Below are 25,017 nucleotides of genomic sequence, written 5' to 3' on the forward strand. Positions count from 1 at the left end.
TGGTTGGCACCCAGCATCGGGGCTGTCGGTTACCGCCGGTCTGTCGGGGCGGGATCGATACCGGCGGAGCGAAGGGACCGGAGACTTCCCGACGCCGGGTGCCACCATCCAGTGTCGCGCCGCGTAACCCGTGCGGGAACTGCCCCAGCGACGCCCGGCTGCTGCCCTTGTGCCGAACTTGCCGAGTCGTCGGCCTCGCGCCGCCGGAGCGCCGCACGCCTCGTCTCCGGGCCGCAAAAGCGCACAGACCTGCGTAAACATCCTGTTATACGCTGACAGTGTGGCAGGAAAGAGCCCGGCGGCCGGGTCGCCCCGCGACGACCTCGGCGCTCCGGTGGATCTGCGAACACCTCCGCGCCGGGTGGTGTCGCTCGTTCCATCACTCACCGAGGCGGTGGCGCGCACTTGCCCGGACGTCTTGGTGGCCGCAACGCGATGGTGCACGCACCCAGCCGACTTGGCGGTCGAGCGGGTCCGTGGGACCAAGAACCCGGATGTCCGCCGGATCATCGAACTCGCTCCCGACCTGGTGCTGTGCAACAAGGAGGAGAACCGCCGCCGCGACGTCGAACGGCTGCGCGCGGCGGGAATCCCGGTGTGGGTGACCGAGATCGAGACCGTCGAGGATGCCATGGCCTCCCTCGCCCGGCTGTGTGTCGAGGCGCTCGGCGTCGACATCCCCGCCTGGCTCGCCGAGGCTCGAACCGCTTGGGCCGCACCACCGCCCGAACCGGTACGCGCGGCCGTCATCCCGGTCTGGCGGAATCCGTGGATGGTGGTGGGCCGCAACACTTTCACCGGCGACATCGCCCGCCGTCTCGGCCTGCGGCTCGTGCACGCCGATCGCCCCGACCGCTATCCGCGCATCACGGAGGCCGAATTGACCGAAGGCGTGGACATCGCGGTGCTGCCCGACGAGCCCTACGTCTTCACCGAAACCGATGGACCGGAAGCATTTCCGGGCATACCGGTCGCGCTGGTCGAGGGCCGGGCCCTCACCTGGTACGGGCCGTCGTTGGCGACCGCCCGCGAGACCCTTACCGCGCAGCTGGCCAGGGCGGCTCAACCCGATTCGTAACGCCCACCGACAACCGGATCAGTCCGCGATCCGGTACACGCGCTGCGCGGTGGTCCGGAAGATCTGCTCGAGTTCGGCCTGCCCGCCGCCGTGGCCGGTGACGGCCGTCGCGATCGCCTCGATGCTGTTCGCGATGCTGGTGACCGGCTTGTCCACCGGGAAGTTGGACCCCCAGATGAGACGGTCCGCGCCGAAGACGTCCAAGGCGTGCTCGACCAGCGGGCCGATGCGGTCGAGCAGTTGCGGCGCCGGTGTCGGCGTGCCGCGCGGCGGGATCGGATGCCCCAGGATCGGCATCATCAGTCCGCTCACCTTCGCGACCACGTTCGGCCGCTCGGCCAGCGCGGCCAGATCGTCGCGCCATCGCACCAGCAACTGCCTGCGCAGGCCCGGATTGGCGCCGGTGTGTTTGCCCACCGCCCCGAAGATGCCAGCGGGGGTGCCGAGGTGATTCAGCACGATCGGAACTTCGGGATAGCGCTCGGCCAGCGCGGTGACGTCGGGAATCGCGTGCGAGTAGACCCACGCTTCGAACGAAAGGCCGCGCTCGGCCAGCCGTGCGAAGCCGTCCAGGAATTCCTTGGTGACGAGTTTGCCCGGCGTGCCGGTGAACGACCGCACCCCGGGATCGGGATGGTGGGCGACCATGGTGCGGATACCGCGCAGAAGCGGCGAGGCGGCGGCGTGCGCGTCGAGCAGTTCGCCGAACCCCGGGTCGGCCGGGTCGCCGCCGGCGAGGATCGCGCCGAGCCGAGGCGCCTCCGCCAGCGGCAGTCCCGCGACCCAGGCGGTCTCCCCGGCCTTCCCCAACGGTCCCGATTGCGACCACTCGACCTCGATGTGCGCGATCACCTCGATCGGCGCGTTCCCGGCGTCGGCGCGGTAGTCGAACGGCAGGTAGGGCCGCAGGTAGGCGACCGGATCACCGACGAACTCCCGGTCCCGCCGCGGCGCGAGGCGCTTGGCCGCGTCCACCGGCACCGGCAGCAGCCGGAACAGTTTCGCCAGAGCGCTGAAATCCCGCGGTGTGGTGAACGGATCCCACTGGTGGATATGTGCGTCGATGATCCGGATTCCCGATAGCTCCATGTCTGCCGTCCCAACCGCGCCGAAGGTTTGCCCGGCGATTGTCACATGCGCGGCGCGCGGTGCGTCCGGAATCCGCGTCGGCCGAGTCTGCGCGGCGGGTCCGGCCGGATCGGCGGGCGAACCCGGTGCGCGAGCGCGAACGGCCGTCCGCTGAGCACCGCCAGCTCCGAATCCGCGCGTCCAGCTCACACGTTGCGGCGGTATTGACCGCCGACGGTGAAGAACGTGTCGGTGACCTGCTGCAACGTGCACACGCGTGCGGCGTCCATCAGCACATCGAAGATGTTGTCGTCGGTGCGGGCCACCGCCTCCAGCCGGGCCAGCGCGGCATGGGCTGCGTCGCGGTTGCGCTGCTGGAACTCGCGCACCCGCCGCAGCTGGGACTGCTTCTCCGCTTCGGTGCCGCGCGCCAGCTCCAGCTCCCGGTGCGGCTCCTCGTGGGAGTTGCGGAAGGTGTTCACCCCGATGATGGGCAGCGAACCGTCGTGCTTGCGCTGTTCGTAGCGCATCGACTCGTCCTGGATCTTGCCGCGCTGATAGCCGGTCTCCATCGCGCCGAGCACGCCGCCGCGTTCGCTGATCCGCTCGAACTCGGCCAGCACCGCCTCCTCGACCAGATCGGTGAGCTCATCGATCAGGAAGCTGCCCTGCAGCGGGTTCTCGTTCATCGCGACGCCCCACTCGCGGTTGATGATGAGCTGGATGGCCAGCGCGCGCCGCACCGATTCCTCGGTGGGCGTGGTGACCGCCTCGTCGTAGGCGTTGGTGTGCAGGCTGTTGCAATTGTCGTAGATCGCGATCAGCGCCTGCAACGTGGTGCGGATGTCGTTGAAGTTCATCTCCTGCGCGTGCAGCGAGCGGCCGGAGGTCTGGATGTGGTACTTCAGCTTCTGCGACCGCTCGTTGGCGCCGTAGCGGTCCCGCATGGCGATCGCCCAGATGCGGCGGGCCACCCGGCCGATCACGGAGTACTCCGGATCCATGCCGTTGGAGAAGAAGAACGACAGGTTGGGCGCGAAGTCATCAATGTGCATGCCGCGCGCGAGATACGCCTCGACATAGGTGAATCCGTTCGCCAAGGTGAAGGCCAGCTGGCTGATCGGGTTCGCGCCCGCCTCGGCGATGTGATAGCCGGAGATCGACACCGAGTAGAAATTGCGCACGCCGTTGCGCACGAACCACTCCTGGATGTCGGCCATCATGCGCAGGCTGAACTCGGTGGAGAAGATGCAGGTGTTCTGGCCCTGGTCCTCCTTGAGGATGTCGGCCTGCACCGTGCCGCGCACCGTCGCCAGCGTGCGGGCGCGCACGTCGGCCGCTTCGGCGTCGGTCGGCGGCCGTCCCTGCTCGGCCGCGAAGCGGTCCAGCGCCTGATCGATCGCGGTGTTGAGGAAGTAGGCCAGGATGGTCGGCGCGGGGCCGTTGATCGTCATCGATACCGAGGTGGTGGGCGCGGTCAGGTCGAAACCGTCGTAGAGCACCTTCATGTCGTCGAGCGAGGCGATCGACACGCCGGACGTGCCGACCTTGCCGTAGATATCGGGCCGCTCGGCGGGATCGTGCCCGTAGAGCGTCACCGAATCGAAGGCCGTGGACAGCCTTTTCGCGTCGGAATGCTCGCTGAGCACCTTGAACCGGCGGTTGGTGCGGAACGGGTCGCCCTCGCCGGCGAACATCCGCGCCGGGTCCTCGTTGTCGCGTTTGAAGGGGAACACTCCGGCGGTGAACGGGAAGCGCCCCGGCAGATGCTCGGCGCGCAGGAATCGCAGCAGCTCACCGTGGTCGGTGAAACGGGGCAGCGCGACGCGCGGAATCGAACTGCCCGACAGAGTCTCCCGGCGCAGTGGGGTGTGGATCTCCCGGTCCCGCACCCGGACCACCTGTTCTTCGCCGCGATACGACTCGGCGAGCGCGGGCCACTCCGCCAGCAGCGCGGCGTTCGCGGGGGTGAGATCGGCGCGGGCGCGTTCGGCCAGTTCCGCGACGGCGGTGTCGTCGGGCAGTTCGGCCGCGACCTGCTCCAGACGTTGCAGCCGTCGCGCGGCCGGCACCTGCGCGGCGGTCTCGGCGTGGTAGTCGCGCACGGTCTCGGCGATCTCGGCCAGGTAGCGCACCCGCGCGGGCGGGATGAGCTGGGCGAAGCGGGTGGACGCGCGGGTGTCCACCCGGGGCAGCGCGCCCGGCTCCAGCCGCAGGCCGTGGTTCGCGAGCAGGCCGGTCAGGTGCTGGTAGAGCGCCGTCACGCCGTCGTCGTTGAACGTCGCCGCGCTGGTGCCGAACACCGGCATGTCCTCCGGCGCGGCGTGGAAGGCCTCGCGATTGCGGACCAGCTGCCTGGCCACGTCGCGCAGCGCGTCCGCGGCGCCGCGGCGCTCGAACTTGTTGATCGCCACCACGTCCGCGTAGTCCAGCATGTCGATCTTCTCCAGCTGGGAGGCGGCGCCGAACTCGGGCGTCATCACGTACATCGACACGTCCACGTGGTCGATCACCGCGGCGTCGCCTTGGCCGATGCCCGGCGTCTCCAGGATGACCAGGTCGTAGCCCGCCGCCTTGCAAGCGGCCACGATGAGATCGATGTTGTCCGGCAGTTCGTGTCCGCCGCGGGTGGCCAGCGAGCGGAAGAAGACGTGCTCGCCGTCGAGGGCGTTCATCCGGATGCGGTCGCCGAGCAGCGCGCCGCCGCCGCGCCGCCGGGTCGGGTCGACGGCGAGAATCGCCACGCGCACCTTGTCCTGCTGGTCCGACCGCAGCCTGCGCACCAATTCGTCGGTGAGCGAGGACTTTCCTGAGCCGCCCGTCCCGGTGATGCCGAGCACCGGCACGGTGCGCGCCGCCGCGGCCTCGGCCAGCTTCCTGCGGTCGGCCTCCGGCAGCGCGTCCGCTTGCAGGCAGGTGATGGCGCGCGCCAGGGCGGCGCGCTCGCCCGCGAGCACCGCGTCCGGCGCGGGCGGCTCGGCCGCGAGGTCGACATCGCAAGCGCGGATCAGCTGATTGATCATGCCGGGCAGGCCGAGTCGCTGTCCGTCCTCGGGGGAGAAGATGGTCACGCCGGACGCGGCCAGCCGCGCGATCTCCTCCGCCACGATCACGCCACCGCCGCCGCCGAAGATCCGCACGTGCCCGGCTCCGGCTTCGCGCAGCGCGTCGGCGAGATATTCGAAGTACTCCACATGGCCGCCCTGGTAGGAGCTGACCGCGACGCCCTGGGCGTCCTCGGTGAGCACGGCGTCGACCACCTCACCGACCGAGCGGTTGTGGCCGAGGTGGATCACCTCCGCGCCCTGGCTCTGCAGGATGCGGCGCATGATGTTGATCGCCGCGTCGTGCCCGTCGAACAGGGCCGCCGAGGTGACGAAGCGAACGGGATGGGTGGGCGTGTAGAGCGCGCTGCTGTCGGCCACTGGGGATTCCTCCGGGGATTCCATTGTCGCCCGATACTAGGACGTCAAACTAATCGTACGGTGACTGGCGTCACATCGCCAGCGCGTCGCGCGGCGGTGTCTTCGTGTTGCTGTCGAGCGATGGACCTGGAACTCCGGTCGGTCGCGCGGCCGATCGTGTTGTCATAGCGGCGGACTCGGACATACTGGGCGCATGGTGAGCGACGGCAGAGCGGACGCCGCGATCGGGCGGCTGGTCGCCGACGGCGTGCTGACCCGTGACCAGGCCGACGCGGTGCTCGCGGCGTTGGCCGTCGAGCGGGCCGCGGCGTCGGCGCGCGGCAGGGTGCTCGCCGAAATCGCCTCGTACGTAGGCGCGGGTCTGCTGTTCGGGGGAATCGCCCTGGTGGCGGCCTCGTCCTGGGATGCGCTCGATCGGCCGGTACGGGTCGGCGTGCTCGCCGTCGTGGCGGCCGGTCTGCTGCTCGGAGGAGTGCTGCTCGCCGGGCTGCCGTCCGGTCGCGGGAACGCCCACAGCGCCCGCGGCAGGTTGGCGGCCGCGCTGTTCGCCCTCGGTTCCGTCGCGGTCGCCGGCTCCGTCGGCACCGCGCTCGACGGAGCCGATGCCGGTTGGGTTTTCGCGTGCGCGGCCGGGGCGGTGATCGCGGTGCTCGGTTACCTCGCGCTGCCCTCCGTGCTCGGCATGCTCGTCTGCGCCTGCTTCGTGCCCGCGGCCGTCGCCGGGGTGCTGACCGAAGTGTTCGACCTCGACGACATGTGGGCCGCCGTGGCGGTGCTACTGCTCGGCGCCGGGTGGTTCGGCCTGACCAGAACCGGCGCCACGGCCGACCTCCGGGTCGGATACCTGATCGCGATCGTCACCTCCGTCGCGGCAGCGCAGAGTCTCGACGGCCGGGCCTGGGCCTATGGGGTGACGGCGGTGATCGCCGTGGTCTGCTTCGCGTTGTACGCGACGCAGCGCTCGGCGGTGCTCGTCATCGGGGGTGGGGTCACCATCGCGGTCGCCGCCGGGGAGGCGGTCTCGGAATGGACCGGCGACTCCCTCGGCGCGGCGGCGGTGGTCGTGGCGATCGGCGCGACCACGCTCGCGGCGGGCGCGTTCCGGTTGACGCGGCCGCGGCGGGACAAGCGACCAGATCCGCCGGTGGCGGTGCCGAAGACGTAAACCGCCCGGCGGTCGCGGCCGACCCGACGGCTGCGCTTGCCGTCGGCATAGCCGCGGTGGTGGGATGAATCACATCGCTCTTGGCGCAGTACCAATACTTGGACGTCCAACTATAGGATGACCGGCATACCGCACCGCGGTGTCCCGATCGCTACGAGAACAGGACTGGCATGGTTCGCGAACTCACCCATTTCATCGGCGGACAGCATGTGCCGGGCACGTCCGGCAACTTCGGCGACGTCTTCGACCCCAACCTCGGCCAGGTGCAGGCGCGGGTGCCGCTGGCGAGCAAGTCCGAGGTCGAGGCGGCCATCGCGAACGCGGAGGCGGCGCAGCCGGTGTGGGCCGCGTTCAACCCGCAGAAGCGGGCGCGGGTGCTGATGAAGTTCCTGACGCTGGTGCAGGACGAGATGGACTCGCTGGCCGCCCTGCTGTCCTCCGAGCACGGCAAGACCATCGCCGACGCGAAGGGCGACATCCAGCGCGGCCTGGAGGTCATCGAGTTCGCCACCGGCATCCCGCACCTGCTCAAGGGCGAGTACACCGAGGGCGCGGGCACCGGCATCGACGTCTACTCGATGCGCCAGCCGCTCGGCGTCGTCGCGGGCATCACCCCGTTCAACTTCCCGGCCATGATCCCGCTGTGGAAGGCCGGTCCCGCGCTGGCCACCGGCAACGCGTTCGTGCTCAAGCCGTCCGAGCGCGACCCGTCGGTGCCGCTGCGGCTGGCCGAGCTGTTCCTCGAGGCCGGTCTGCCCGCCGGTGTGTTCAACGTGGTCAACGGCGACAAGGAAGCCGTCGACACGCTGCTGCACGATCCGCGCGTCAAGGCCGTCGGCTTCGTCGGCTCCACCCCCATCGCGCAGTACATCTACGAGACCGCGACCGCGAACGGCAAGCGCGCCCAGTGCTTCGGCGGCGCGAAGAACCACGCGATCGTCATGCCCGACGCCGACCTCGACGACGTGGCCGATCAGCTCATCGGCGCAGGCTACGGGTCCGCGGGCGAGCGCTGCATGGCCATCTCGGTGGCCGTCCCGGTCGGCGAGGAGACCGCAGACCGCCTGGTGGCCAAGCTGACCGAGCGGGTGCGCAAGCTCAACGTCGGCCGTTCCGACGATCCCGGCGCCGACTACGGTCCGCTGGTCGGCCAGGACGGCGTGAACCGGGTGAACAACTACGTCCAGATCGGCATCGATGAGGGGGCCGAGCTGGTGGTGGACGGCCGCGGCCTGGTCGTGGAAGGCGCCGAGAACGGCTACTTCGTCGGCGCGACGCTGTTCGACAAGGTGACCACGGACATGCGGATCTACCGCGAGGAGATCTTCGGCCCTGTGCTCAGCGTGGTCCGCGCCAAGGACTACGAGGAAGGGCTGCGGCTGGCCAACGAGCACGAGTACGGCAACGGCGTCGCGATCTTCACCAGGGACGGCGACACCGCCCGCGACTTCGCCGCGCGCGTGCAGGTCGGCATGGTCGGCATCAACGTGCCGATCCCGGTGCCGATCGCGTACTACACCTTCGGCGGCTGGAAGCGTTCCGGCTTCGGGGACCTGAACCAGCACGGCCCGGACTCGATCCGCTTCTACACCAAGACCAAGACGGTGACGCAGCGCTGGCCCGCGGGCCTGAAGGAGAGCAACGCGTTCGTCATCCCGACGATGGACTGACGCGGATGTTCGCACTCGACGACGACGAGAAGGCGATCCGCGACACCGCGCGCGGCTTCGCCGACGAATTCCTCGCCCCGAACGCGCTGGAATGGGACGAGCAGAAGCATTTCCCGGTGGACGTGCTGCGCAAGGCCGGTCCGCTCGGTCTCGGCGGCATCTACGTGCGCGAGGACGTGGGCGGTTCGGGGCTGCGCAGGCTCGACGCCGTGCGCATCTTCGAGCAGCTGGCCACCGGCTGCCCGGCCATCGCCGCCTACATCTCCATCCACAACATGGCGGCGTGGATGATCGACCGCTACGGCGACGACGATCAGCGCAACCGCTGGCTGCCCGGACTGACCGCGATGGAGACGCTGGCCAGCTACGCGCTCACCGAGCCGGGCGTCGGCTCGGACGCGGCGGCGTTGAGCACCAAAGCCGTGCGCGATGGTGACGACTACGTCTTCAACGGCGCCAAACAGTTCATCTCCGGCGCGGGCGCCACGGACGTCTACGTCGTGATGGCCAGGACCGGAGACTCCGGAGCGCGCGGGATCTCGGCGTTCATCGTGCCCGCCGACACTCCCGGCATCTCCGTGGGAGCCAACGAGAAGAAGATGGGCTGGAACGCGCAGCCGACCCGTCAGGTGATCTTCTCCGACGCCAGGGTCCCGGCGGCCAACCGGCTCGGCGCGGAGGGTGACGGCTTCCGCATCGCGATGAACGGGCTCAACGGCGGCAGGCTCAACATCGCCGCGTGCTCGGTCGGCGGCGCGCAGGCGGCGCTGGACAAGACGGTGCCGTATCTCGCCGAGCGGCACGCGTTCGGCAAGCCGCTGCTGCGGAATCCGGCGCTGCAATTCGAACTCGCCGATATGCGCATCGAATTGGAGGCCGCCCGCACGCTGCTGTGGCGGGCCGCCTCCGCGCTGGACGCCGACGCGCCGGACAAGGTGGAGCTGTGCGCCATGGCGAAGCGCTTCGCCACCGACGCGGGCTTCGAGGTGGCCAACAAAGCCCTGCAACTGCACGGCGGCTACGGCTACCTGACCGAGTACGGCGTGGAGAAGATCGTCCGGGATCTGCGGGTGCACCAGATCCTCGAGGGCACCAACGAAATCATGCGGGTGGTCGTCGCCCGCGCATTGGTAGGAGCGGCATGAGCGGTCAGGCCCGGAGGCGGCAGCGCAGCGTGACCACGCAGGGCCCCGCTCATGCCGGAAAGGACAGAGCATGAGCGGTCAGGCCCGGAGGCGGCAGCGCAGCGTGACCACGCAGGGCCCCGTTCATGCCGGAAAGGACAGAGCATGAGCGGTCAGGCCCGGAGGCGGCAGCGCAGCGTGACCACGCAGGGCCCCGCTCGCGCCGGAAAGGACAGAGCATGAGCGACCGAGAGGTCCTTCTCGAACGGCGTGACGGGCTCGGCCTGATCACGCTGAACCGGCCCAAGGCCATCAACGCCCTGAACCACTCGATGGCACTGGCCATCACCGAGGCGCTGCGCGAGTGGGCCGAGGACGACGCGGTGCGCACCGTCGTGGTCACCGGCGCGGGGGAGCGCGGCCTATGCGCGGGCGGCGACATCGTCGCCATTCACGCCGACGCGAAAAGCGGCGCGAACACCGCGGATTCGGCCACCGGGCGGTTCTGGCGCGACGAGTACGTCCTCAACGCCTTGATCGGGCGCTACCCCAAGCCGTACGTGGTGGTCATGGACGGCATCGTGATGGGCGGCGGCGTGGGGCTCTCCGGGCACGGCAGCCACCGCATCGTCACCGAGCGGTCGAAGATCGGCATGCCCGAGGTCGGCATCGGGTTCGTCCCTGACGTCGGCGGCACCTACCTGCTCGCGCGGACGCCGGGCGAGATCGGCACGCACGTGGCGCTGACCACCGCCCGGATGAGCGCGGGCGACGCCATCGCCGCTGGCTTCGCCGACTATTTCGTCGCTTCCGAGCATCTGCCCGCCCTGCTGGAGACGCTGCGCACCGAGAGCGCCGACATCGCGATCGCCAAGTTCGCCACCGACGCGCCGGACTCCGCGCTGGCCGCAGGGCAGGACTGGATCGATGCCTGCTACGCAGCCGACTCCGTGGAGGAGATCGTCGCGCGGCTGCAAGCGCACGACGCGCAGGAGGCGCGGGCGGCGGCCACCGAGATCCTGGCGAAATCCCCGGTCGCGCTGAAGGTCACGCTGCGCTCGCTGCGGGCGGCACGCACCGCGCCGAGCCTGGAGGCGGTGCTGAACGAGGAGTACCGGGTGTCCATCGCGTCGCTGTCCTCCCATGATCTGGTCGAGGGCATTCGCGCCCAGGTGATCGACAAGGACCGTGCTCCGAAATGGTCGCCCGCGACCCTGGCGGAGGTCACGGATGCGCAGGTAGACGCATACTTCGCCGAGTTGGGCGATCGAGAGCTGGGTCTGCGGACCCCGGAGGTGGCGTAGATGAGCAAGCGAATCGGTTTCCTCGGCCTCGGCCACATGGGCGGTCCGATGGCGGCGAACCTGGTGCGGGCCGGCTACGAGGTGCTCGCCTTCGACCCGGTGCCCGCGGCGCGGGACCAGGCCGAGCGCGACGGCGCGCTCGTGGTCGGTTCGGCCGCCGAGGCCGCCGCGGCCGAGACCGTGATCACCATGCTGCCCAACGGCAAACTCGTCCTGGACGTGTACGCCGAACTGCTGCCGGCCGCCGCGCCCGGCACCTTGTTCATCGACTGCTCCACCATCGACGTGGCCGACGCCAAGGCCGCGGCCGAACGCGCCACCGCCGCCGGGCACCGCGCGCTGGACGCACCGGTTTCCGGCGGCGTGGCCGGCGCGGCGGCGGGCACGCTGACCTTCATGGTCGGCGGTGCGGCCGAGGACTTCGCCGCCGCGCTGCCGGTGCTCGAGGTGATGGGCGGCAAGGTCGTGCACTGCGGCGGCTCCGGCGTGGGCCAGGCGGCGAAGATCTGCAACAACATGCTGCTGGGCGTGTCGATGATCGCGCTGTCGGAGTCGCTGGTGCTCGGCGAGAAGCTGGGCCTGAGTCATCAGTCGTTCTTCGACGTGGTCTCCACCGCTTCCGGCCAGAGCTGGGCGCTGACCAGCTACTGCCCGGTGCCGGGCCCGGTGCCGACCAGTCCGGCCAACAACGACTACCAGCCCGGTTTCGCGACGGCGCTCATGTCGAAGGACCTGGGCCTGGCCGCGAACGCGTTGCGGGAGAACAACGTCGACGGGCAGCTCGGTTTGCTCGCCGCGACGATCTACGACCGCTTCAACCAGACGGATGCCGGGCGGGACTTCTCGGCTATCGTCACCGATATCCGTAACCGTTCCGACAAAGAGGGTGCATAAATGGACGCATCGCGAAGCGATTCCGTGGGGGGCGGCGGCCGGGTGACGGGTGGGCGTGAGTTCGAGACGATTCTGCTGGAACGCAAGGGCCGGGTCGGCTGGATCACGCTGAACCGCCCGAAGGCGCTGAACGCGCTGAACGCGCAGGTCCTCGACGACGTCATCGCCGCGCTCGACGAGCTCGAGCACGACGACGAGATCGGCGCCATCGTGATCACCGGTTCGGAGCGGGCCTTCGCGGCGGGCGCCGACATCAAGGAGATGCAGCCCAAGTCGTACATGGACATGTTCATGAACGACTACTTCGCCCGCTGGGACCGGCTGGCGCAGTTCCGCAAGCCCACCATCGCCGCGGTCGCGGGATACGCGCTCGGCGGCGGTTGTGAGCTGGCGATGATCTGCGACATCCTGCTCGCGGCCGACACCGCGAAGTTCGGCCAGCCGGAGATCAAGCTCGGCGTCATCCCCGGCATCGGCGGCTCGCAGCGCCTGACCCGCGCGATCGGCAAGGCCAAGGCGATGGATCTGGTGCTCACCGGCCGCAATATGGACGCCGAAGAGGCCGAGCGGGCCGGGTTGGTCTCGCGCATCGTTCCCGCCGCGCAGCTGCTCGACACGGCGCTCGAGGTCGCGGAGACCATCGCGGGGATGTCGTTGCCGGTCACCATGATCGCCAAGGAAGCGGTGAACCGCTCGTTCGAGACCACGCTCGCCGAGGGCCTGCGGTTCGAACGGCGGGTCTTCCACTCGCTGTTCGCGATCGAGGACCAGAAGGAAGGCATGAGCGCCTTCGTGGAGAAGCGTCCGGCGAAGTTCACCAACCGCTGACGGGGTCCCGCCCGGCCGTATTTCCGGGCCGGGCGGGTTATCCGGTGGGTCCCAAGGTGGGGGCGACGATCTCCGCGGGCACCTTGTTCCCCTCCGGCGGGGGAGCGTTGTCGCCGGTGGCGAGCAGTCCGGCGATCGTGGCGCCCAATGCGATGGTGACCGCAGCCGCCGCGATGAGTTTGCGCCGGTCGACGGTGGCCGGAACCAGGGTGGCTCCGGCGCGCAGCCTGGCCATCCTGACCTCGCCGCCCCTGCGTTCGGCGGCGAGCAGCACGGCGCCGCGCGCGGAGACGAAGTCGGGTTCGGGGTCGTAGACGATCGGCAGATCGATCAGTTCGGCCAGCTCGGCGCGAATGCTGGGACTGCGGGTGCAGCCGCCGAGCAGCACCATGGCCTCCGGTCGCACGCCGGTCTCGTCGATGATCTGCCGCACGAACGACACCGAGTGATGAATGCCCGCCGCGCACAATTCGGCCAGGTCGCTGCGGGTCAGAACGGCTCTGTCGCCGGTGCCGTCGTCGATCGCGGTGACCACCCTTGCCTCGCTCAGCTCTTCGCGATGGCGCCGGACGGTGGTCGCGTCGGTGAGCACGCCGTCGCGGGCCAAGCGCCAGCGCAACAGCGTGTCGTAGCCGTCGCCGCCGAGCACCGTGCTGCGTTTGCTGGACAGGATGGTGTCGGTGCGGCAGTCGGCGTGGGTGATGGTCAGCCCCGAGCTGCCCAGGTCGTAGAGGATCACCGAGCCGCTGTCGGGCAGTTGGCCGGTGAAGCGCAGGTAGCGCAGCTGGGCGAGCGGTTCGTCGACGATGGTCACGTCCCGGCGGCCGATGCCCGCGCGGATGGCCTCGGCGTGCAGCGGGCAGCGGCAGGTCACCGCCGTGCCCGAGATCAGCTCGTCCCTGCGGTCGGCGGCGCCGTTCATCCGGCGGATCGCCTCGAAGACCGGTTCCTCGACGCCGCGACCCGCTCGCCGCGGCACTTCGCAGCTATCGATCGGGGGGAGGTGCGGCTGATCGGAGTGTGTCAGCATCGCGTGGGCGCCGCCAGCGCCCGCCGATACACCCAAGACCAGCACCATGTTCTCCATGGTGGACCTTTTCCGTTCCGCTGCCAAGACGGCATGCCCGGTAATTCGCCGGTTGGATGCCGGAATGTCACCCAGCGGTCGGGCAAAAGGTGTATGCGACCGACCGGTACGCCGAATCAGTCCGTGGCCGTGGCCGACCAGCGCGCCGTGCCCTCCGCGGTGTCGAAGTCGCCCGCGGCGTGTCGGAATTCGGCGAGCAGTTGCAGGAGGGTGCGCAGTCGTTCCGGGGGAAGTCCGGGCAGTGCGAAGACCTTGGCGTTGAGTTCCTCGGTCGCCTTCGCCACCAATTCCCGTCCGGCGTCGGTGATTTCGATCAAGGTAGCGCGCCGGTCGCTGGGATGCGGCACCCGCTCGACGAGTTTCGCCGCCTCCAGCCGGTCGACGGTGTTGGTGACGCTGGTCGGGTGCACCTGCAAGCGGGCGCTGGCCTTCGCCATCGGCAGCGCCCCGGTCTTGCTGAAACTGAGCAGCATGAGCAGCTCGTAGCGGGAGAAGGTCAATCCCGTGGGTTTGAGCGCCTCGTCCACCCGCGCCATCACGATTTGCTGAGCCCGGACCAGCGAGGTCACCGCGGCCATGCCGTCGGCGACATCGCCCCAGCCGTGGCCGACCCACTGGCGGTGGGCCTCCTCGATCGGGTCGTTCGGAAGCGGGCGTGGCCGAGACATGTTCCGATCATTCCATGCCGTCGCAGGAGGGCGGGGGCATCCGGCCAGGCTTCGGATCACCGTGAGCGTAAAGGTAGGCCGCGGCGACCGGCCGCGGGCACTATCTAGGGCGAGGCGGGCGTGGCTGAGTGGTTTAGGCAACGGTCTGCAAAGCCGTTTACGCGGGTTCAATTCCCGCCGCTCGCTCCAAAAGTCCTCGGTGCTCGGTGCACGCCGAGCACCGAGGGAAGCGTGGCCGGGACGAATCCGGGCGCTCGTTTCAGGAGGCTCCGGTCGGCTCGGAATACGCCACGGCCGAGCCGATCACTTCCAGACGCACGCGCTGCCCGGATACCGGGGCGGCGACGCTGGCCCGGCGCACCCGAATGGGCGTGGCGGTGCCTTCCAGTTCGATGGTCAGGATGACATCGGCGCCGCGGAAGTCGACGGCGCGGACCCGGCCGGTTTCCGTCTCGCTCTCCGAAGCAACATGGGCGACAAGCTGTTCCGGGCGCAGCATGATCGTCGCCGGTCCGCTCGCGGCATCGCGCTGCACCGGGATCCGGCCCAGTGCGCACTTGGCCACGTCGGCTTCCACCACCGCGTCCAGCAGCACGCAATCGCCGAGAAACCGGGCGGTGAACAGGTCCTTGGGCGTGGCGTAGACCTCCTCCGGCGTCCCCACCTGAGTGAAGCGCCCTTCCCGCATCACCGCCACCTGCTCGGCGAAACTGAGCGCCTCCTCCTGGTCGTGCGTCACCAGGATGCTGGTCATGCCCGCCTCGCGCAGCGTGTCGGCCACCGCCTGCCTGGTCGTCGCGCGCAGGCCCGCGTCCAGCGCGCTGAACGGCTCGTCCAGCAGCATCACCGACGGTTTGCGCGCCAGCGCGCGAGCCAGGGCCACGCGCTGCTGCTGGCCGCCGGAAAGCTGATGCGGCCGCCGGTCGGCATAGGACGCGTCCAGCGACACCATCTCCAGCAGTTCGTGCACCCGCCCGCGGCTGTTGCGGCGCAGGCCGGGCAGCCCGTAAGCGATGTTCTGCCCGACGGTCAGGTGCGGGAACAGCGCGCCGTCCTGGGCGACGTAACCGATGTTACGGCGCTGCGGCGGAACCGAGACGCGTTCGCCGACAACGGTTTCCGATCCGATCGACACCGAACCCGTATCCGGCGACTCGAATCCGGCGATCACCCGGAGCAGCGTGGTCTTGCCGCAACCGGACGACCCGACCACCGCGGTCGCGGTGTGATCCGGCACGTCGAGGTCGATCCCGCCGAGCACCCGGGTGTGGCCGAAGGTCTTCGAGACATCGGCGACGACAACGCGACTCATATCCCGGCCGCCTTCCGCGAGTTGGTGAACAGCAGGTAGGTCACCGGCACCGCGGCGACGATCATGATCAGCGCGTACGGCGCTGCGCCCGCGTAGTCCAATTCGCCGGACAGGCCCCAGAACCGCATCGCCAGCGTGCGGGTTCCGTTGGGCGCCAGCAGCAGGGTCGCGGTGAGCTCCGTCGCCACGGCGACGAACACCAGTGCGGCGGCCGCCGCCGCGGCAGGCGCCGCGAGACGCAGCGTGACCAGGAAGAACGTCGCGGGCCCCGATTTGCCCAGCGACCGGGACGCCTCCTCCAGGCCGACCGGCACCTGGGCGAGCCCGGCCCGCACGCTGACCAGGGCGCGGGGCAGGAACAGCAGGAGATAGGCGGCGATCACCATGCCCGCCGTCTGGTAGAGCGCGGGCGCCCACCGGATGGTCACGGTCACCATCGCCAGCGCGATCACGATGCCCGGCAGCGAACTGGTGATGTAGTTGGCGCCCTCGATCAGCCGGGCGAACGCCGAGGTGGAACGCACCGCGATCCACGCGACCGGGAACGCGCACAGAGTGGTGAGCAGTGCGGCGACGGCCGCGAGGCCGATCGTCTGCCCGAGCGCGTTGCCGATGTCGGTGAGATCCCACACCGCCGTGCCGCCGATGCGCAACCAGCGACCGATGGTCCACAGCGGCACCCCCAGCGCGCCCGCCGTCACCGCGACGAGCGCGGCCAGCACCGGCAATGTCCCGGCGCGCAACCGGATGCGGGTCGCCGCGCGCGGCGCACCGCTGCCGATCCGCGCGTAACGTGCCCGGCCGCGCAGCCCCGCCTCCGCCCCGAGCAGCGCCAGGCAGCACAGCACGAGCACACCGGCCAGCATGCTGCCGGCCGGCCCGGCGAAGCTGGACTGGTACTGCTCGAAGATGGCCGTGGTGAACGTGTCGAACCGGACCATCACGAAGGCGCCGTATTCGGCGAGCAGATGCAGTCCGATGAGCAACCCGCCACCGAGGATCGCCAGGCGCAGCTGCGGCAGCACGATCCGCGCGAACACCGCGACCGGACCCGATCCCAGGGCACGCGCCGATTCCTCCACCGCGGGGTCGAGACGGCGCAACGTGGCCGCCGCAGGCAGGTAGACCAGCGGGAAGTAGGACATCGTCGAGATCACCACGCCCGCCCACAGGCCGTGCATGGTGGGGAAGACGCTCACCCACGCATAGCTGTTGACGAAGGCGGGGACCGCGAGCGGCGCCGCGAAAACCGGCCCCCACCACGACTTCCCCGGCACGTCGGTGCGTTCGACCACCCAGGCCAGCCCGACGCCGAGCGCCACGCAGATCGGCACGGTGCACACCACCAGCGCGGCCGTGTTGCGCAGCAGCTCACCGACTCTGGGACGGAACACCAGCTCGGCCGCCTGATCGAGGCCGGTGGACAACAACGTCGAAACGATGTAGCCGAGCGGCACGAACGTCGCCGCGACCAGCAGCAGCGCCACGCAGGTGACCACCGGCCCCGGCCTGCCGACCCGGGGCGCGGCGACAGCGGTCCGCAGTGCCACGGCTACAGCAGACCCGCTTCGGTCATCAGCTGGGTGACCTTCTTCGAGTCCAGCTCGGACGGATCGACCGCGGGCGCTTGGAGGTCGGCCAGCGGCGGCAGCGCCGGGTTGGCGGCCACACCGGCGGCCACCGGGTACTCCAGCGACGCGCCGTCGCGCAACACCTCTTGCCCGGTCTTGCCGACGATGAACGCCAGGAACTTCTGCGCCGCCTCCTGCTTCTTGCTGGCCTTCAGCACGCCGCCGCCGGAGACGCTGACGAAGGCGCCCGGGTCCTGGTTCTTGAAGTAGTGCAGGGCGGTGCCTGCGCTGCTCTCCTTGGTGTTCGCCTGATCGCGGTACCAGTAGTAGTGGTAGATGACGCCGCCGTCCGGGCTGCCGGAGTTGACCGCCTTCATGGTGGCGACGTTGTTCGGGAACGGCGTCGCGTTCTCCTTCATGCCCTTCAGCCAGGCGCGGGTGACGTCCTCGCCCTTCAGCGCCAGCATGGCCGCCACGATCGCCTGGAAGTCGGCGCCGGAGACGCCCGCGCCCCAACGCCCCTTCCACTGCGGCTGCGCCAGATCCAGCAGCGAAGCGGGCAGCTGACCGGGCTGGACCTTGTTCTTGTTGTAGACGAAGACCGTCGAACGCGCCGCGACGCCGGTCCACTTGCCGGTGGACGGGCGGAACTGCGCGGGCACCTGCTCCAGGGTCTCGGCGTCCACGTCGGCGAACAGGCCCGCGTTCTCCACCAGCGCCATGGCGGGGGAGTTCTCGGTGAGGAAGACGTCGGCAGGCGAGGCGGCGCCTTCGGCGACCAGCTGGTTGCCCAGCGCGGTGTCGCCGCCCTGGCGCAACGTCACCTTGATGCCGGTCTCCTTGGTGAACGCCTCGGCCCACTCTTTGGTGAGCGACTCGTGCTGCGCGTTGTAGACGGTGATCTCGTTGGCGTCGTCGGAGGAATTCGAGCAAGCCGTGCTGCCGAGCGCCGTCAAGGTGAGGACCAATCCAGCGGCAATCGTCTTCCATCTGACCGGCTTCATCCTCGTCCTTCCGACCGCGCTACCCGTGCATATGTTGAGGCTTACCTAAGGAAGATACCGCGTCCGACATGCGGGAATGTCCGCAGCCGCCGGCATTCGCCCGGTTCGTCACGCCAGTCCCGAGAAGTCGCGCGGCACAACGTGATTGCGGTCGGCGCAGGTGCCCAGCGTGTAATCCGGTTGCAGTCCGAAGTACTCGCCGCGGGTGAGCGCGCTCCAGCGCCGGGCGTCCTCGGTGCGGGTCTTGTAGAAATTCACCATGTAGCCGCCCTCGTAGAGGCGCAGCAGGCTGTAGCCGCCCGGATACTCCTTGACCGCGGCGACCTCCAGGAACTCCACCGCGCACGGCGCGTCCGGCCTGGTGCGGCGATTGCGGTGGGTGTGGCCGCTGTGCTGCAGGAACACCCCGGGACTGCGAGTGTAGAGCGCCTGCAACTCGGCGCTGTCGCGTCCGTCGAGCACGAACCCCGGTCCGGCGAGGTTGGTCAGCCCCGATTCCGCCGTGACCGGGTGATGGCCGAACACCAGCGTCGGCCGGTCGGGGTCGGCACGCAGGCGTTCGGCGAGGTGATCGAACTGCGGGCGCTCGATGGACCCGCCCGCGCCGTCGAGCCTGCTGGTGTCCAATCCCAATACCCGCAGGCCGCCGACCTCGTGTTCGACCAGTTCCTGCCGCGGGGAGAAGACATCGGCCCAGCAGTCGCGGTGGTCGGCGGGCGCGGGCGCGCAACCGGCGTATTCACCACCCACGTGCGGCCGGTCGTGGTTGCCGCGCACGGCCAGGTAATCGTCGCCGAACTCGCCCCAGGCGTCGAGGCGCGAGCGCACCGTGCGGATGTCGTGCTCGGAGGCTTCGGCCGTGAGGTCGCCCGCGAGCGCGAGGAGTTCAGCCGCGCGGTCGGGCCTGCGCAAGTCGTCCAGCATCGCGGCCAGCATCACCTCGGGATAGGGCGTGAGGCCGGGGTCCTGCCGGAAGCCGGGCGGCAGGTCGCCGACGATCAGCCCGCTGACCTGCTCGCCGTAGTGCACGTCGTTGGCCAGTGCCACCGTGCGCAGCCTGCGGCCGGGCGGCGGGACCAGCGTGGTGAACTCACCGCGTGCTTCCGGCGCGGCGGGGTCGGCCGTGGTGAGCGACAGCGCCGGTGTGGCGCGCAGGCCCGCCGACCAGGCTTCGAAGCGGTAGGCGCGTCCCGGTTCGAGGCCGTCGATCTCGGCGTAGTGGAAGGGTGTGGGGTGGTCGTCGGCGAAAACCGGCGCCGGTGCGCGCGGGGAGTCGGCGGGAGCGATCCGCACCTGGGTGTCGGTGGCGACGGGCAGCAGGCGACCGGCCGGGTCGGGCGCGAGCGTGGTCCAGGTGACGATCACCGAGGTGTCGGTGACGGTGACCACTTCCAGGTCGGTCGCGATAGTCGTATCCGGTCGAGCCCGAGCAGGTTTCGTGTTGACGGCGAAGGGGAGCAGTGCGCTGAGGCCGAACGCGCGCAGGACGGTCCTGCGGCTGGGGCCGCAGCAACTCATGCGTGGGCGCAGGCGATCAGCGCGTCCCCTCCTGGGAGCAGACCTTCCACTTGCCGTCTTCTTTCTTCAGATGCTCGGTCGTGCTGGTCTCGGTATCGGGTTGCTCGCCAGGCACCGCGACGGTGAGTTTGCCGTTGACCTTCGCGGTCGCGGTGTCCCCGGTGACGACGATGTCGTCGATCCTATCGATGGTGACCGACACCGAGGTGCTGTCGAATTCCCGCTTCTCGCTTTCGGTCATCGCCTCGAACGCGGCGCGTTCGCGGACGCACGCCTGTTCGGCCGCCGCGCGGAAGCCGCGGGTGTCCAGGGTCTCGTAGAAGTCGCGGATCGCCAGCTCGATCCTCTTCTCGTCCGAGGCGAGCGGGCCTTTGCCTCGAGTGGTCAAGAAGAATCCGGCGATCACCGCGCCCGCGATCACCAGCACGACTATGACCACCAAGCCCGCGATCAGGCCGGTGTGGCTCTTCTTCGGCGGTGGTCCCCAGGGCGGGTAGCCGGGTGGCGGATAGCCCGGTCCGGGCGGAGGGGGAGGTTGCCCCGGCGGCGGAAAGGGTTGCCCTGGTCCGGGCGGTGGGTAGCCAGGGGGCGGCTGCGGTGGTTGGTCATCCGGCGGTTGCCCGCCCGGTGGATAAGCCATGTCGTCCTCCGGTCTGCCCCCGGGTGCCTGCATCGCTACGGCAAAGGCGTGCCCGGGTGGCCGGAAACCAAACCGGGCCGGATCATCCGCCGGAACGAGGCGGGCCATGTCGCCGAGAACAAGACGGTTGCGCGCGAGCGGTCCGGGTGTCCAGCCTGCGAACGGGCTGGCCCGCAGCGCGCGCGACACGCGGCGCCTCGTCCGTGTCCTTGTCCGCCCGGCCTGCACCACGCGAGTAGTGCAAGTCCCCCGGTTCGGCGTAATGGCCTGCGGTTCGCGCGGCCTGGAGGCAGGGGGGCATCGCGGTGCGCTGTTCAGGCACCCAAGGCGGCATGCCAGCGTGCGGTGTCGGTGTACTGGTGCAGTCGCGTGATGCGGCCGTCGTCGTCGACTTGCCACAGGTGCACGAATTCGGCTTCGTACTCCCGGCCGGTGGCACGGGCCGCGCCGCGATAGCGCCCCGTCACCACAACGGTGCCGTCGGTGGTCTCCTGCCAGGTCTCGTCGTACGGTGCGGTGTCGAACTCTCGCGCGACCGCGCCCCAGACGCGCGCCATCACCGCCAGCGGACCGTGGAAGACGCCGCCCGCGCCGCACGGCAGGCCCGGTGCGGTTCGCGCCTCGAACTCCGGATGCAGCAGGGCCAGGATCGCCGGTCCGTCGCCGGTCTGCGTCGCGGTGTAGAAACCCTTGACGACCTCGGATCTCGTAGACATGTCGCACTCCTTCTAGTGTGATCGTTCTAGAACGAACATACTAGATCCGGGGGCGTGGCGGCAGTGTGTCCGTCGTCATGCCGCCCGATTCGGGCTGTGTTTGCCTGGTGCTTGCCGCATATGTCCGGCTAACATTCGAACATGGGTTCGATAAGCGATGAAACGCCGCGAACCGAGGGAACGGAACCCGAGCTGGTCTACCCGAACCGAACCGGCCACTACTACCGGACGCTGACCTATCCGCCGCGGCCGGTCTGGGTGCGGCTGGACGCGATCCTGGTCCGCGATCCGGGGACGCCGCGCCATGTGAACGGCGCCGGGGTCATCATGCGCGGCGAGCGTCCGGGAACCCTGACGCACTGGCTGCCCACCGTCGACGGCGACTGGATGGGCCGGGTGAACTACAGCATCCAGTTCGCCGACGGCCGTCCGGACCTGCAAGTGCGCGACCAATTGGTCCCGGCGTACGCGCTGCGCCCGCGTCATACCGGACAATCCGGACCGGAAGCCGATTGATCGGCCGCGCGGAAAGGTCGCGCGAGCCGGGCCCGATCCATTGCCGCGAATTCGCCGGTTCTGCCGGTATTCGCGCGACCGCTGCCAGTGTCGTGTGCTGTGCGGTTTGCTGCTCCCGGCTTCGCGGCCCGAATGGGTTGTCCGGTCGATTGCCGGCCCGGTTGTCGGCGTAGGGGGCCGGTGATACGTTGCCCGGCATGGGATTTCAGTTGCCGCATCCCGAGGTGCTGTGGGCGCGCGTGACCGTCTTGGACGTGATCACCTGCGCCACGCACACCGATCGGGCCGCGAGCGGACAGGAGATCGGGCAGACGGCCAGAGTGGAAGGCGGCCGGCTGATCAACGACGACGGCGAGGGCAATTGGTACTCGCTGGTCAGATACCCCGGTGAGCGCGCGCTGCTATTCGGGCGAGACGAGGACAACGAGGTCGCCGGAACCTCCTACGACCCGCTGGCCGCGGCGCCCGCCTGGGTGCGCTCGGTGGAACCGACGACGAAGCTGCCCGGCGGCGTCGAAGGCCCGGTCAGCTTCGTGCGCTGGTGGGAGTTCGGCCGCTGGCAGCACGCGCCGACCGACCTCGACGACGGCCTCGAGATCAGCCTCAGCGCCGCCGCCGACCGGGAGGACTTCACCGGCAGCGTCATGAGCGCCGCCATCCACGCGAACTGGGTGGAGATGGACTACGAGGCGGGCAAACTGATCGCCCGCACCGTCGACCCCACCGCCCTGCACGCCCTCTGTGACGCGACCGAGAACGGCGCCGTCACCAAGGCCCACTTCTACTTCCTCGAGCCCGGCCTCACGGCCCCCGCCTTCACCTACCTCACCAACGCGGGCGTCCTCACTTCCACCGGCAAACCCACCGAACCCCTGCCATAACCGTCGCGCGGCGTACGGCACCTACCATCCGAAAAGGGCTCCCGTCCAGGGAGCCCTTTTCCTATGACAACGGCATTCGCAGCATCGCCATGGAACCGCCCCGAAGACGCACCGCTCATCTGTCACCGGATCGGATATCGCCATGGGCCATCGTCTCGGCCACCTCTTGCCCACAGCGCTGAGCTTCCAGACGAGAAAGGCCCCCGACCGGTCTGGTCGGGGGCCTTCGCTCGGTGCCCTCGGCAGGATTCGAACCTGCGGCCTTCTGCTCCGGAGGCAGACGCTCTATCCCCTGAGCTACGAGGGCGGGATAGGGCTCGGTCGGGGCCGGAATGGCGGTCCGATCGGGCTGGGTCAGCCTATCGTATCGGCGGCCGTCCGCCAAAAAGCGCGGACGGCGGCGGGTTTTCGGGTTATGGGAGAGGGGCCGCGCCGCGGGCGGTGAGCATGGTGGTCATCAGGTCGGATTCGCCGCGCTGGGTGGTGGCCATGGTCTCGGCGAGGGTGCGCACCGCGGTGGTGTCGGCGTGCTGGGCGGCGTAGTCGATCATCGACAGCCCGCCCTGGTGGTGGCGCAGCATGAGCTGCAGGAACATCGTGTCCAGCTTGGGGCTGGTGGCCTGGCGCAGCGCGGCGAGTTCGGCGGGGGTGGCCATGCCGGGCATGGTGGACACCGGGCCGGAATGGTGGGGCATGCCGGCGCCGGAATGGTCGTGGCCGCCCATCGGCTCGGCCATCCAGCCCATGAACCCGTCGACGCTCTGCGCGGATTCGCCCCACAGTTGCAGCCAGCCCTGCATGCGCCCGATCTGGCTCTGCTGGGTGGTGAGGATGTCGTAGGCCAAGCGCCGTACCTCGGTGTCGGTGGAGCGAACCAGCAGCACACCCGCCATCTCGACGGCTTGGGCGTGATGCGCCGACATGTCCTGGCCGAAGCCGACGTCGACCGGGCCCGGGTCGGGCTCGGCGGAACCGTTCAGCGGTATCCGGGCGAGCACGCCGATCGCGAACCCGATCAGGATGGCGCCGATGATGCCGAGAGTCAGCAGCGCGGTGCGCTGGCGGCGGAACTGCCCGCCGATGCCGGACTCCGCCGGAGCTTCGCGGTCACCGGCTCCGCCCGTCGCTTCCCGGCCAAATACGGCGGCTCCGCGATCGCCTGATCCGGCGGGTGCTTCGCCGCCGGAGCCAGTGGAGGCTCCTGGATCGCCGGATCTCGAGGCCGCGCGATCGCCGGTCTTGCCGAATTCATGAGCACCGGACGCAGTGGGTGTCGCGCGATCTCCGGCCCCGGCAGTTTCGCGATTCCCGGACCCGCTGACGTCAGGAGCGCCGGACGTTGCGCGATCCTTGGTTTTGCCAGCGTCAAGAGTCCCGGACACTGCGGAGGCTGCCCGATCCTCAGCCCCGCTGACTTCATGAGCCCTGGATGCTGTGGACCCTGAGCGATCCCCGGACACACTGTCGCGAGCCTTGGACCCTCCGGATGCTTCCCCGGCCCCGACAGCTTCGCGCCTCGCGGACTCCGCACCCTTCCGATCGCCGGACACTACTGCCCCGCGGCGGGCGCGGGCGGCACGGGCGCGGGCTGCACCGGCACCGGAGCGCCGGGCACCCCGGGAAGCCCAGGAAGACCGGGCACGCCGGGCACACCCGGCAGACCCCCAGGCATGCCGCCGAGCTCGGTCTGATCCTTCTGCGCGCCCTTGCCGTCCATCGGCACCGCGTCGGGGCCGGGCGGCGTCGGGTCGAACGGCGGCGGGTTGTCGGTGTCGAACACGATGGTCGAGCAGTCCGCGCCGACCTCGGGGTAGGTGTAGTTGTTCAGCCGCAGAGCGGTGATGAACTGGCCGACGCGCTTGTCGTCGGGGCTGTCCAGCTTCAACTGGTGCCCCCAGGACTGCAAGGAGACGGCGGAGTCGAGGCCGGGGTAGGGCGACATCAGCGTGTACGGCTTGCCCTCGACCTTCGCCTTCAGCGTCGCGATGCCGTCGGCGTCCACCTTGTCGGGGTTGTAGGTGATCCACACCGCGCCGTGCTCGAGCGAGTGCACCGCGTTCTCCACCCGGATCGGCTTGTCGTAGACCACGCCGGTGCAGGTCGCCCACGACTGGTCGTGCGGGCCGCCGAACGGCGGGGCCTGGTCGTAGGCCACGCGCTGGTTCGAGCCGATGTGCAGCCCGGCGGGGTATTCCTTCTTCACCACGCCCGCGATCCCGTCGGACGGATCCTTCTTCTGCGCGCTCGGCGTGTACTTGTCCAGGTCGGCCTTTTCCCGGTACTTGGGGACCAGGCTGTAAGCCAGCGCGCCGATCAATGCGATGATTACTACGGCCGCGCCGATGGCCAACCAGGGAATCTGGCGATTCTTCTTCGGAAGCTGTCCTTGTCCACCCCGCTTGCGGGGAGACGACAACTTCGCCGCGGCCTTGGCGGCCTTGGCCGATTTGGCGCTGGGACTGCTAGGCATCGCTCAGTGTGCTCTTTCGACGTGGATGGATCCGCTGGCTGCGCAGTGCCCACCCGAGGTGTACACCCGCCAAGACCA

General features: G+C 69.6%; 21 protein-coding genes and 2 tRNA genes. 10 read left to right on the top strand and 13 right to left on the bottom strand.

The genetic code is table 11. From position 1 onward, the window contains the following. The first annotated feature begins 280 nt into the window (after window positions 1-280). Window positions 281-1,078, top strand: coding sequence for a helical backbone metal receptor (locus ACWDMM_RS27635; protein ID WP_195080578.1), 798 nt, complete (start codon window positions 281-283; stop codon window positions 1,076-1,078). 18 nt (window positions 1,079-1,096) lie between these two features. Here ACWDMM_RS27635 and ACWDMM_RS27640 read toward each other — a convergent pair whose 3' ends face one another. Beyond that, window positions 1,097-2,167, bottom strand: coding sequence for an amidohydrolase family protein (locus ACWDMM_RS27640; protein WP_195080579.1), 1,071 nt, complete (start codon window positions 2,165-2,167; stop codon window positions 1,097-1,099). 185 nt (window positions 2,168-2,352) lie between these two features. Beyond that, window positions 2,353-5,571, bottom strand: a complete 3,219-nt coding sequence (gene icmF, locus ACWDMM_RS27645) for a fused isobutyryl-CoA mutase/GTPase IcmF (protein WP_357103629.1) — start codon at window positions 5,569-5,571, stop codon at window positions 2,353-2,355. Window positions 5,572-5,764: 193 nt separating this feature from the next. Between icmF and ACWDMM_RS27650 the strand changes: the two genes are divergently transcribed. The 6 genes from ACWDMM_RS27650 (at window position 5,765) to ACWDMM_RS27675 (ending at window position 12,556) form a co-directional block, all read left to right on the top strand. Then, a complete protein-coding gene (locus ACWDMM_RS27650) occupies window positions 5,765-6,736 on the top strand; it encodes a DUF2157 domain-containing protein (RefSeq protein WP_357103626.1) in 972 nt (323 codons plus the stop codon). A 170-nt stretch (window positions 6,737-6,906) separates the two neighbouring features. After that, window positions 6,907-8,406 carry a CoA-acylating methylmalonate-semialdehyde dehydrogenase gene (locus tag ACWDMM_RS27655; RefSeq protein ID WP_195080582.1) on the top strand — a complete coding sequence of 500 codons (1,500 nt, stop codon included), beginning with the start codon at window positions 6,907-6,909 and terminating at the stop codon, window positions 8,404-8,406. Window positions 8,407-8,411: 5 nt separating this feature from the next. Further along, window positions 8,412-9,551: an isobutyryl-CoA dehydrogenase gene (locus ACWDMM_RS27660; RefSeq protein WP_195080583.1), complete on the top strand. Its 1,140-nt coding sequence runs from the start codon at window positions 8,412-8,414 to the stop codon at window positions 9,549-9,551. A 218-nt stretch (window positions 9,552-9,769) separates the two neighbouring features. Further along, window positions 9,770-10,834, top strand: a complete 1,065-nt coding sequence (locus tag ACWDMM_RS27665) for an enoyl-CoA hydratase/isomerase family protein (protein WP_195080584.1) — start codon at window positions 9,770-9,772, stop codon at window positions 10,832-10,834. Further along, window positions 10,835-11,728, top strand: a complete 894-nt coding sequence (gene mmsB / locus ACWDMM_RS27670) for a 3-hydroxyisobutyrate dehydrogenase (RefSeq protein WP_195080585.1) — start codon at window positions 10,835-10,837, stop codon at window positions 11,726-11,728. After that, the gene (locus tag ACWDMM_RS27675; RefSeq protein WP_195080586.1) at window positions 11,729-12,556 is read left to right on the top strand and encodes an enoyl-CoA hydratase; all 828 of its coding nucleotides are present in this window, start codon (window positions 11,729-11,731) and stop codon (window positions 12,554-12,556) included. A gap of 37 nt (window positions 12,557-12,593) precedes the next feature. Here ACWDMM_RS27675 and ACWDMM_RS27680 read toward each other — a convergent pair whose 3' ends face one another. Together ACWDMM_RS27680 and ACWDMM_RS27685 are read right to left on the bottom strand one after the other, a co-directional pair. Continuing rightward, window positions 12,594-13,535, bottom strand: coding sequence for an Hsp70 family protein (locus ACWDMM_RS27680; RefSeq protein ID WP_449940225.1), 942 nt, complete (start codon window positions 13,533-13,535; stop codon window positions 12,594-12,596). A 224-nt stretch (window positions 13,536-13,759) separates the two neighbouring features. Next, entirely contained in the window at window positions 13,760-14,311 is a 552-nt protein-coding gene (locus ACWDMM_RS27685; RefSeq protein ID WP_195080588.1) for a MarR family winged helix-turn-helix transcriptional regulator, read from the bottom strand. A 114-nt stretch (window positions 14,312-14,425) separates the two neighbouring features. Between ACWDMM_RS27685 and ACWDMM_RS27690 the strand changes: the two genes are divergently transcribed. Continuing rightward, window positions 14,426-14,500: transfer RNA gene (locus ACWDMM_RS27690), tRNA-Cys, on the top strand. A gap of 70 nt (window positions 14,501-14,570) precedes the next feature. Here ACWDMM_RS27690 and ACWDMM_RS27695 read toward each other — a convergent pair. The 6 genes from ACWDMM_RS27695 to ACWDMM_RS27720 form a co-directional block, all read right to left on the bottom strand. After that, a complete protein-coding gene (locus tag ACWDMM_RS27695) occupies window positions 14,571-15,623 on the bottom strand; it encodes an ABC transporter ATP-binding protein (RefSeq protein ID WP_449940227.1) in 1,053 nt (350 codons plus the stop codon). Then, window positions 15,620-17,173 (bottom strand): ABC transporter permease, encoded by a 1,554-nt coding sequence (locus tag ACWDMM_RS27700; protein ID WP_195080590.1) that lies wholly within the window; start codon window positions 17,171-17,173, stop codon window positions 15,620-15,622. Before ACWDMM_RS27700 ends, ACWDMM_RS27695 begins: the two co-directional genes overlap by 4 nt. 2 nt (window positions 17,174-17,175) lie before the next feature. Next, a complete protein-coding gene (locus ACWDMM_RS27705; RefSeq protein WP_449940230.1) occupies window positions 17,176-18,198 on the bottom strand; it encodes an iron ABC transporter substrate-binding protein in 1,023 nt (340 codons plus the stop codon). Window positions 18,199-18,306: 108 nt separating this feature from the next. Then, a complete protein-coding gene (locus ACWDMM_RS27710; protein ID WP_357296725.1) occupies window positions 18,307-19,587 on the bottom strand; it encodes a metallophosphoesterase family protein in 1,281 nt (426 codons plus the stop codon). Window positions 19,588-19,732: 145 nt separating this feature from the next. Continuing rightward, complete coding sequence (locus ACWDMM_RS27715; RefSeq protein ID WP_449940233.1) at window positions 19,733-20,356, bottom strand: Rv0361 family membrane protein; 624 nt, start codon at window positions 20,354-20,356, stop codon at window positions 19,733-19,735. A 314-nt stretch (window positions 20,357-20,670) separates the two neighbouring features. Beyond that, on the bottom strand, window positions 20,671-21,072 hold the full coding sequence (locus tag ACWDMM_RS27720; RefSeq protein ID WP_195080594.1) for a nuclear transport factor 2 family protein: 402 nt from the start codon (window positions 21,070-21,072) through the stop codon (window positions 20,671-20,673). A 141-nt stretch (window positions 21,073-21,213) separates the two neighbouring features. On the opposite strand from ACWDMM_RS27720, the gene ACWDMM_RS27725 reads away from it, so the two are divergent. Then, window positions 21,214-21,588 carry a hypothetical protein gene (locus ACWDMM_RS27725; RefSeq protein ID WP_195080595.1) on the top strand — a complete coding sequence of 125 codons (375 nt, stop codon included), beginning with the start codon at window positions 21,214-21,216 and terminating at the stop codon, window positions 21,586-21,588. A 197-nt stretch (window positions 21,589-21,785) separates the two neighbouring features. Beyond that, window positions 21,786-22,469, top strand: a complete 684-nt coding sequence (locus ACWDMM_RS27730) for a hypothetical protein (RefSeq protein ID WP_357103608.1) — start codon at window positions 21,786-21,788, stop codon at window positions 22,467-22,469. A gap of 234 nt (window positions 22,470-22,703) precedes the next feature. On the opposite strand, the gene ACWDMM_RS27735 is transcribed toward ACWDMM_RS27730, so the two are convergent. The 3 genes from ACWDMM_RS27735 to ACWDMM_RS27745 form a co-directional block, all read right to left on the bottom strand. Next, a tRNA-Arg gene (locus tag ACWDMM_RS27735) sits at window positions 22,704-22,776 on the bottom strand. Between the two features lie 106 nt (window positions 22,777-22,882). Next, window positions 22,883-23,551 carry a DUF305 domain-containing protein gene (locus ACWDMM_RS27740; protein WP_357104110.1) on the bottom strand — a complete coding sequence of 223 codons (669 nt, stop codon included), beginning with the start codon at window positions 23,549-23,551 and terminating at the stop codon, window positions 22,883-22,885. Window positions 23,552-24,018: 467 nt separating this feature from the next. Then, entirely contained in the window at window positions 24,019-24,939 is a 921-nt protein-coding gene (locus ACWDMM_RS27745) for a DUF3105 domain-containing protein (RefSeq protein ID WP_195080597.1), read from the bottom strand. Between the last annotated feature and the right edge of the window lie 78 nt (window positions 24,940-25,017).

The organism is Nocardia sp. NPDC003726 (assembly GCF_053586955.1).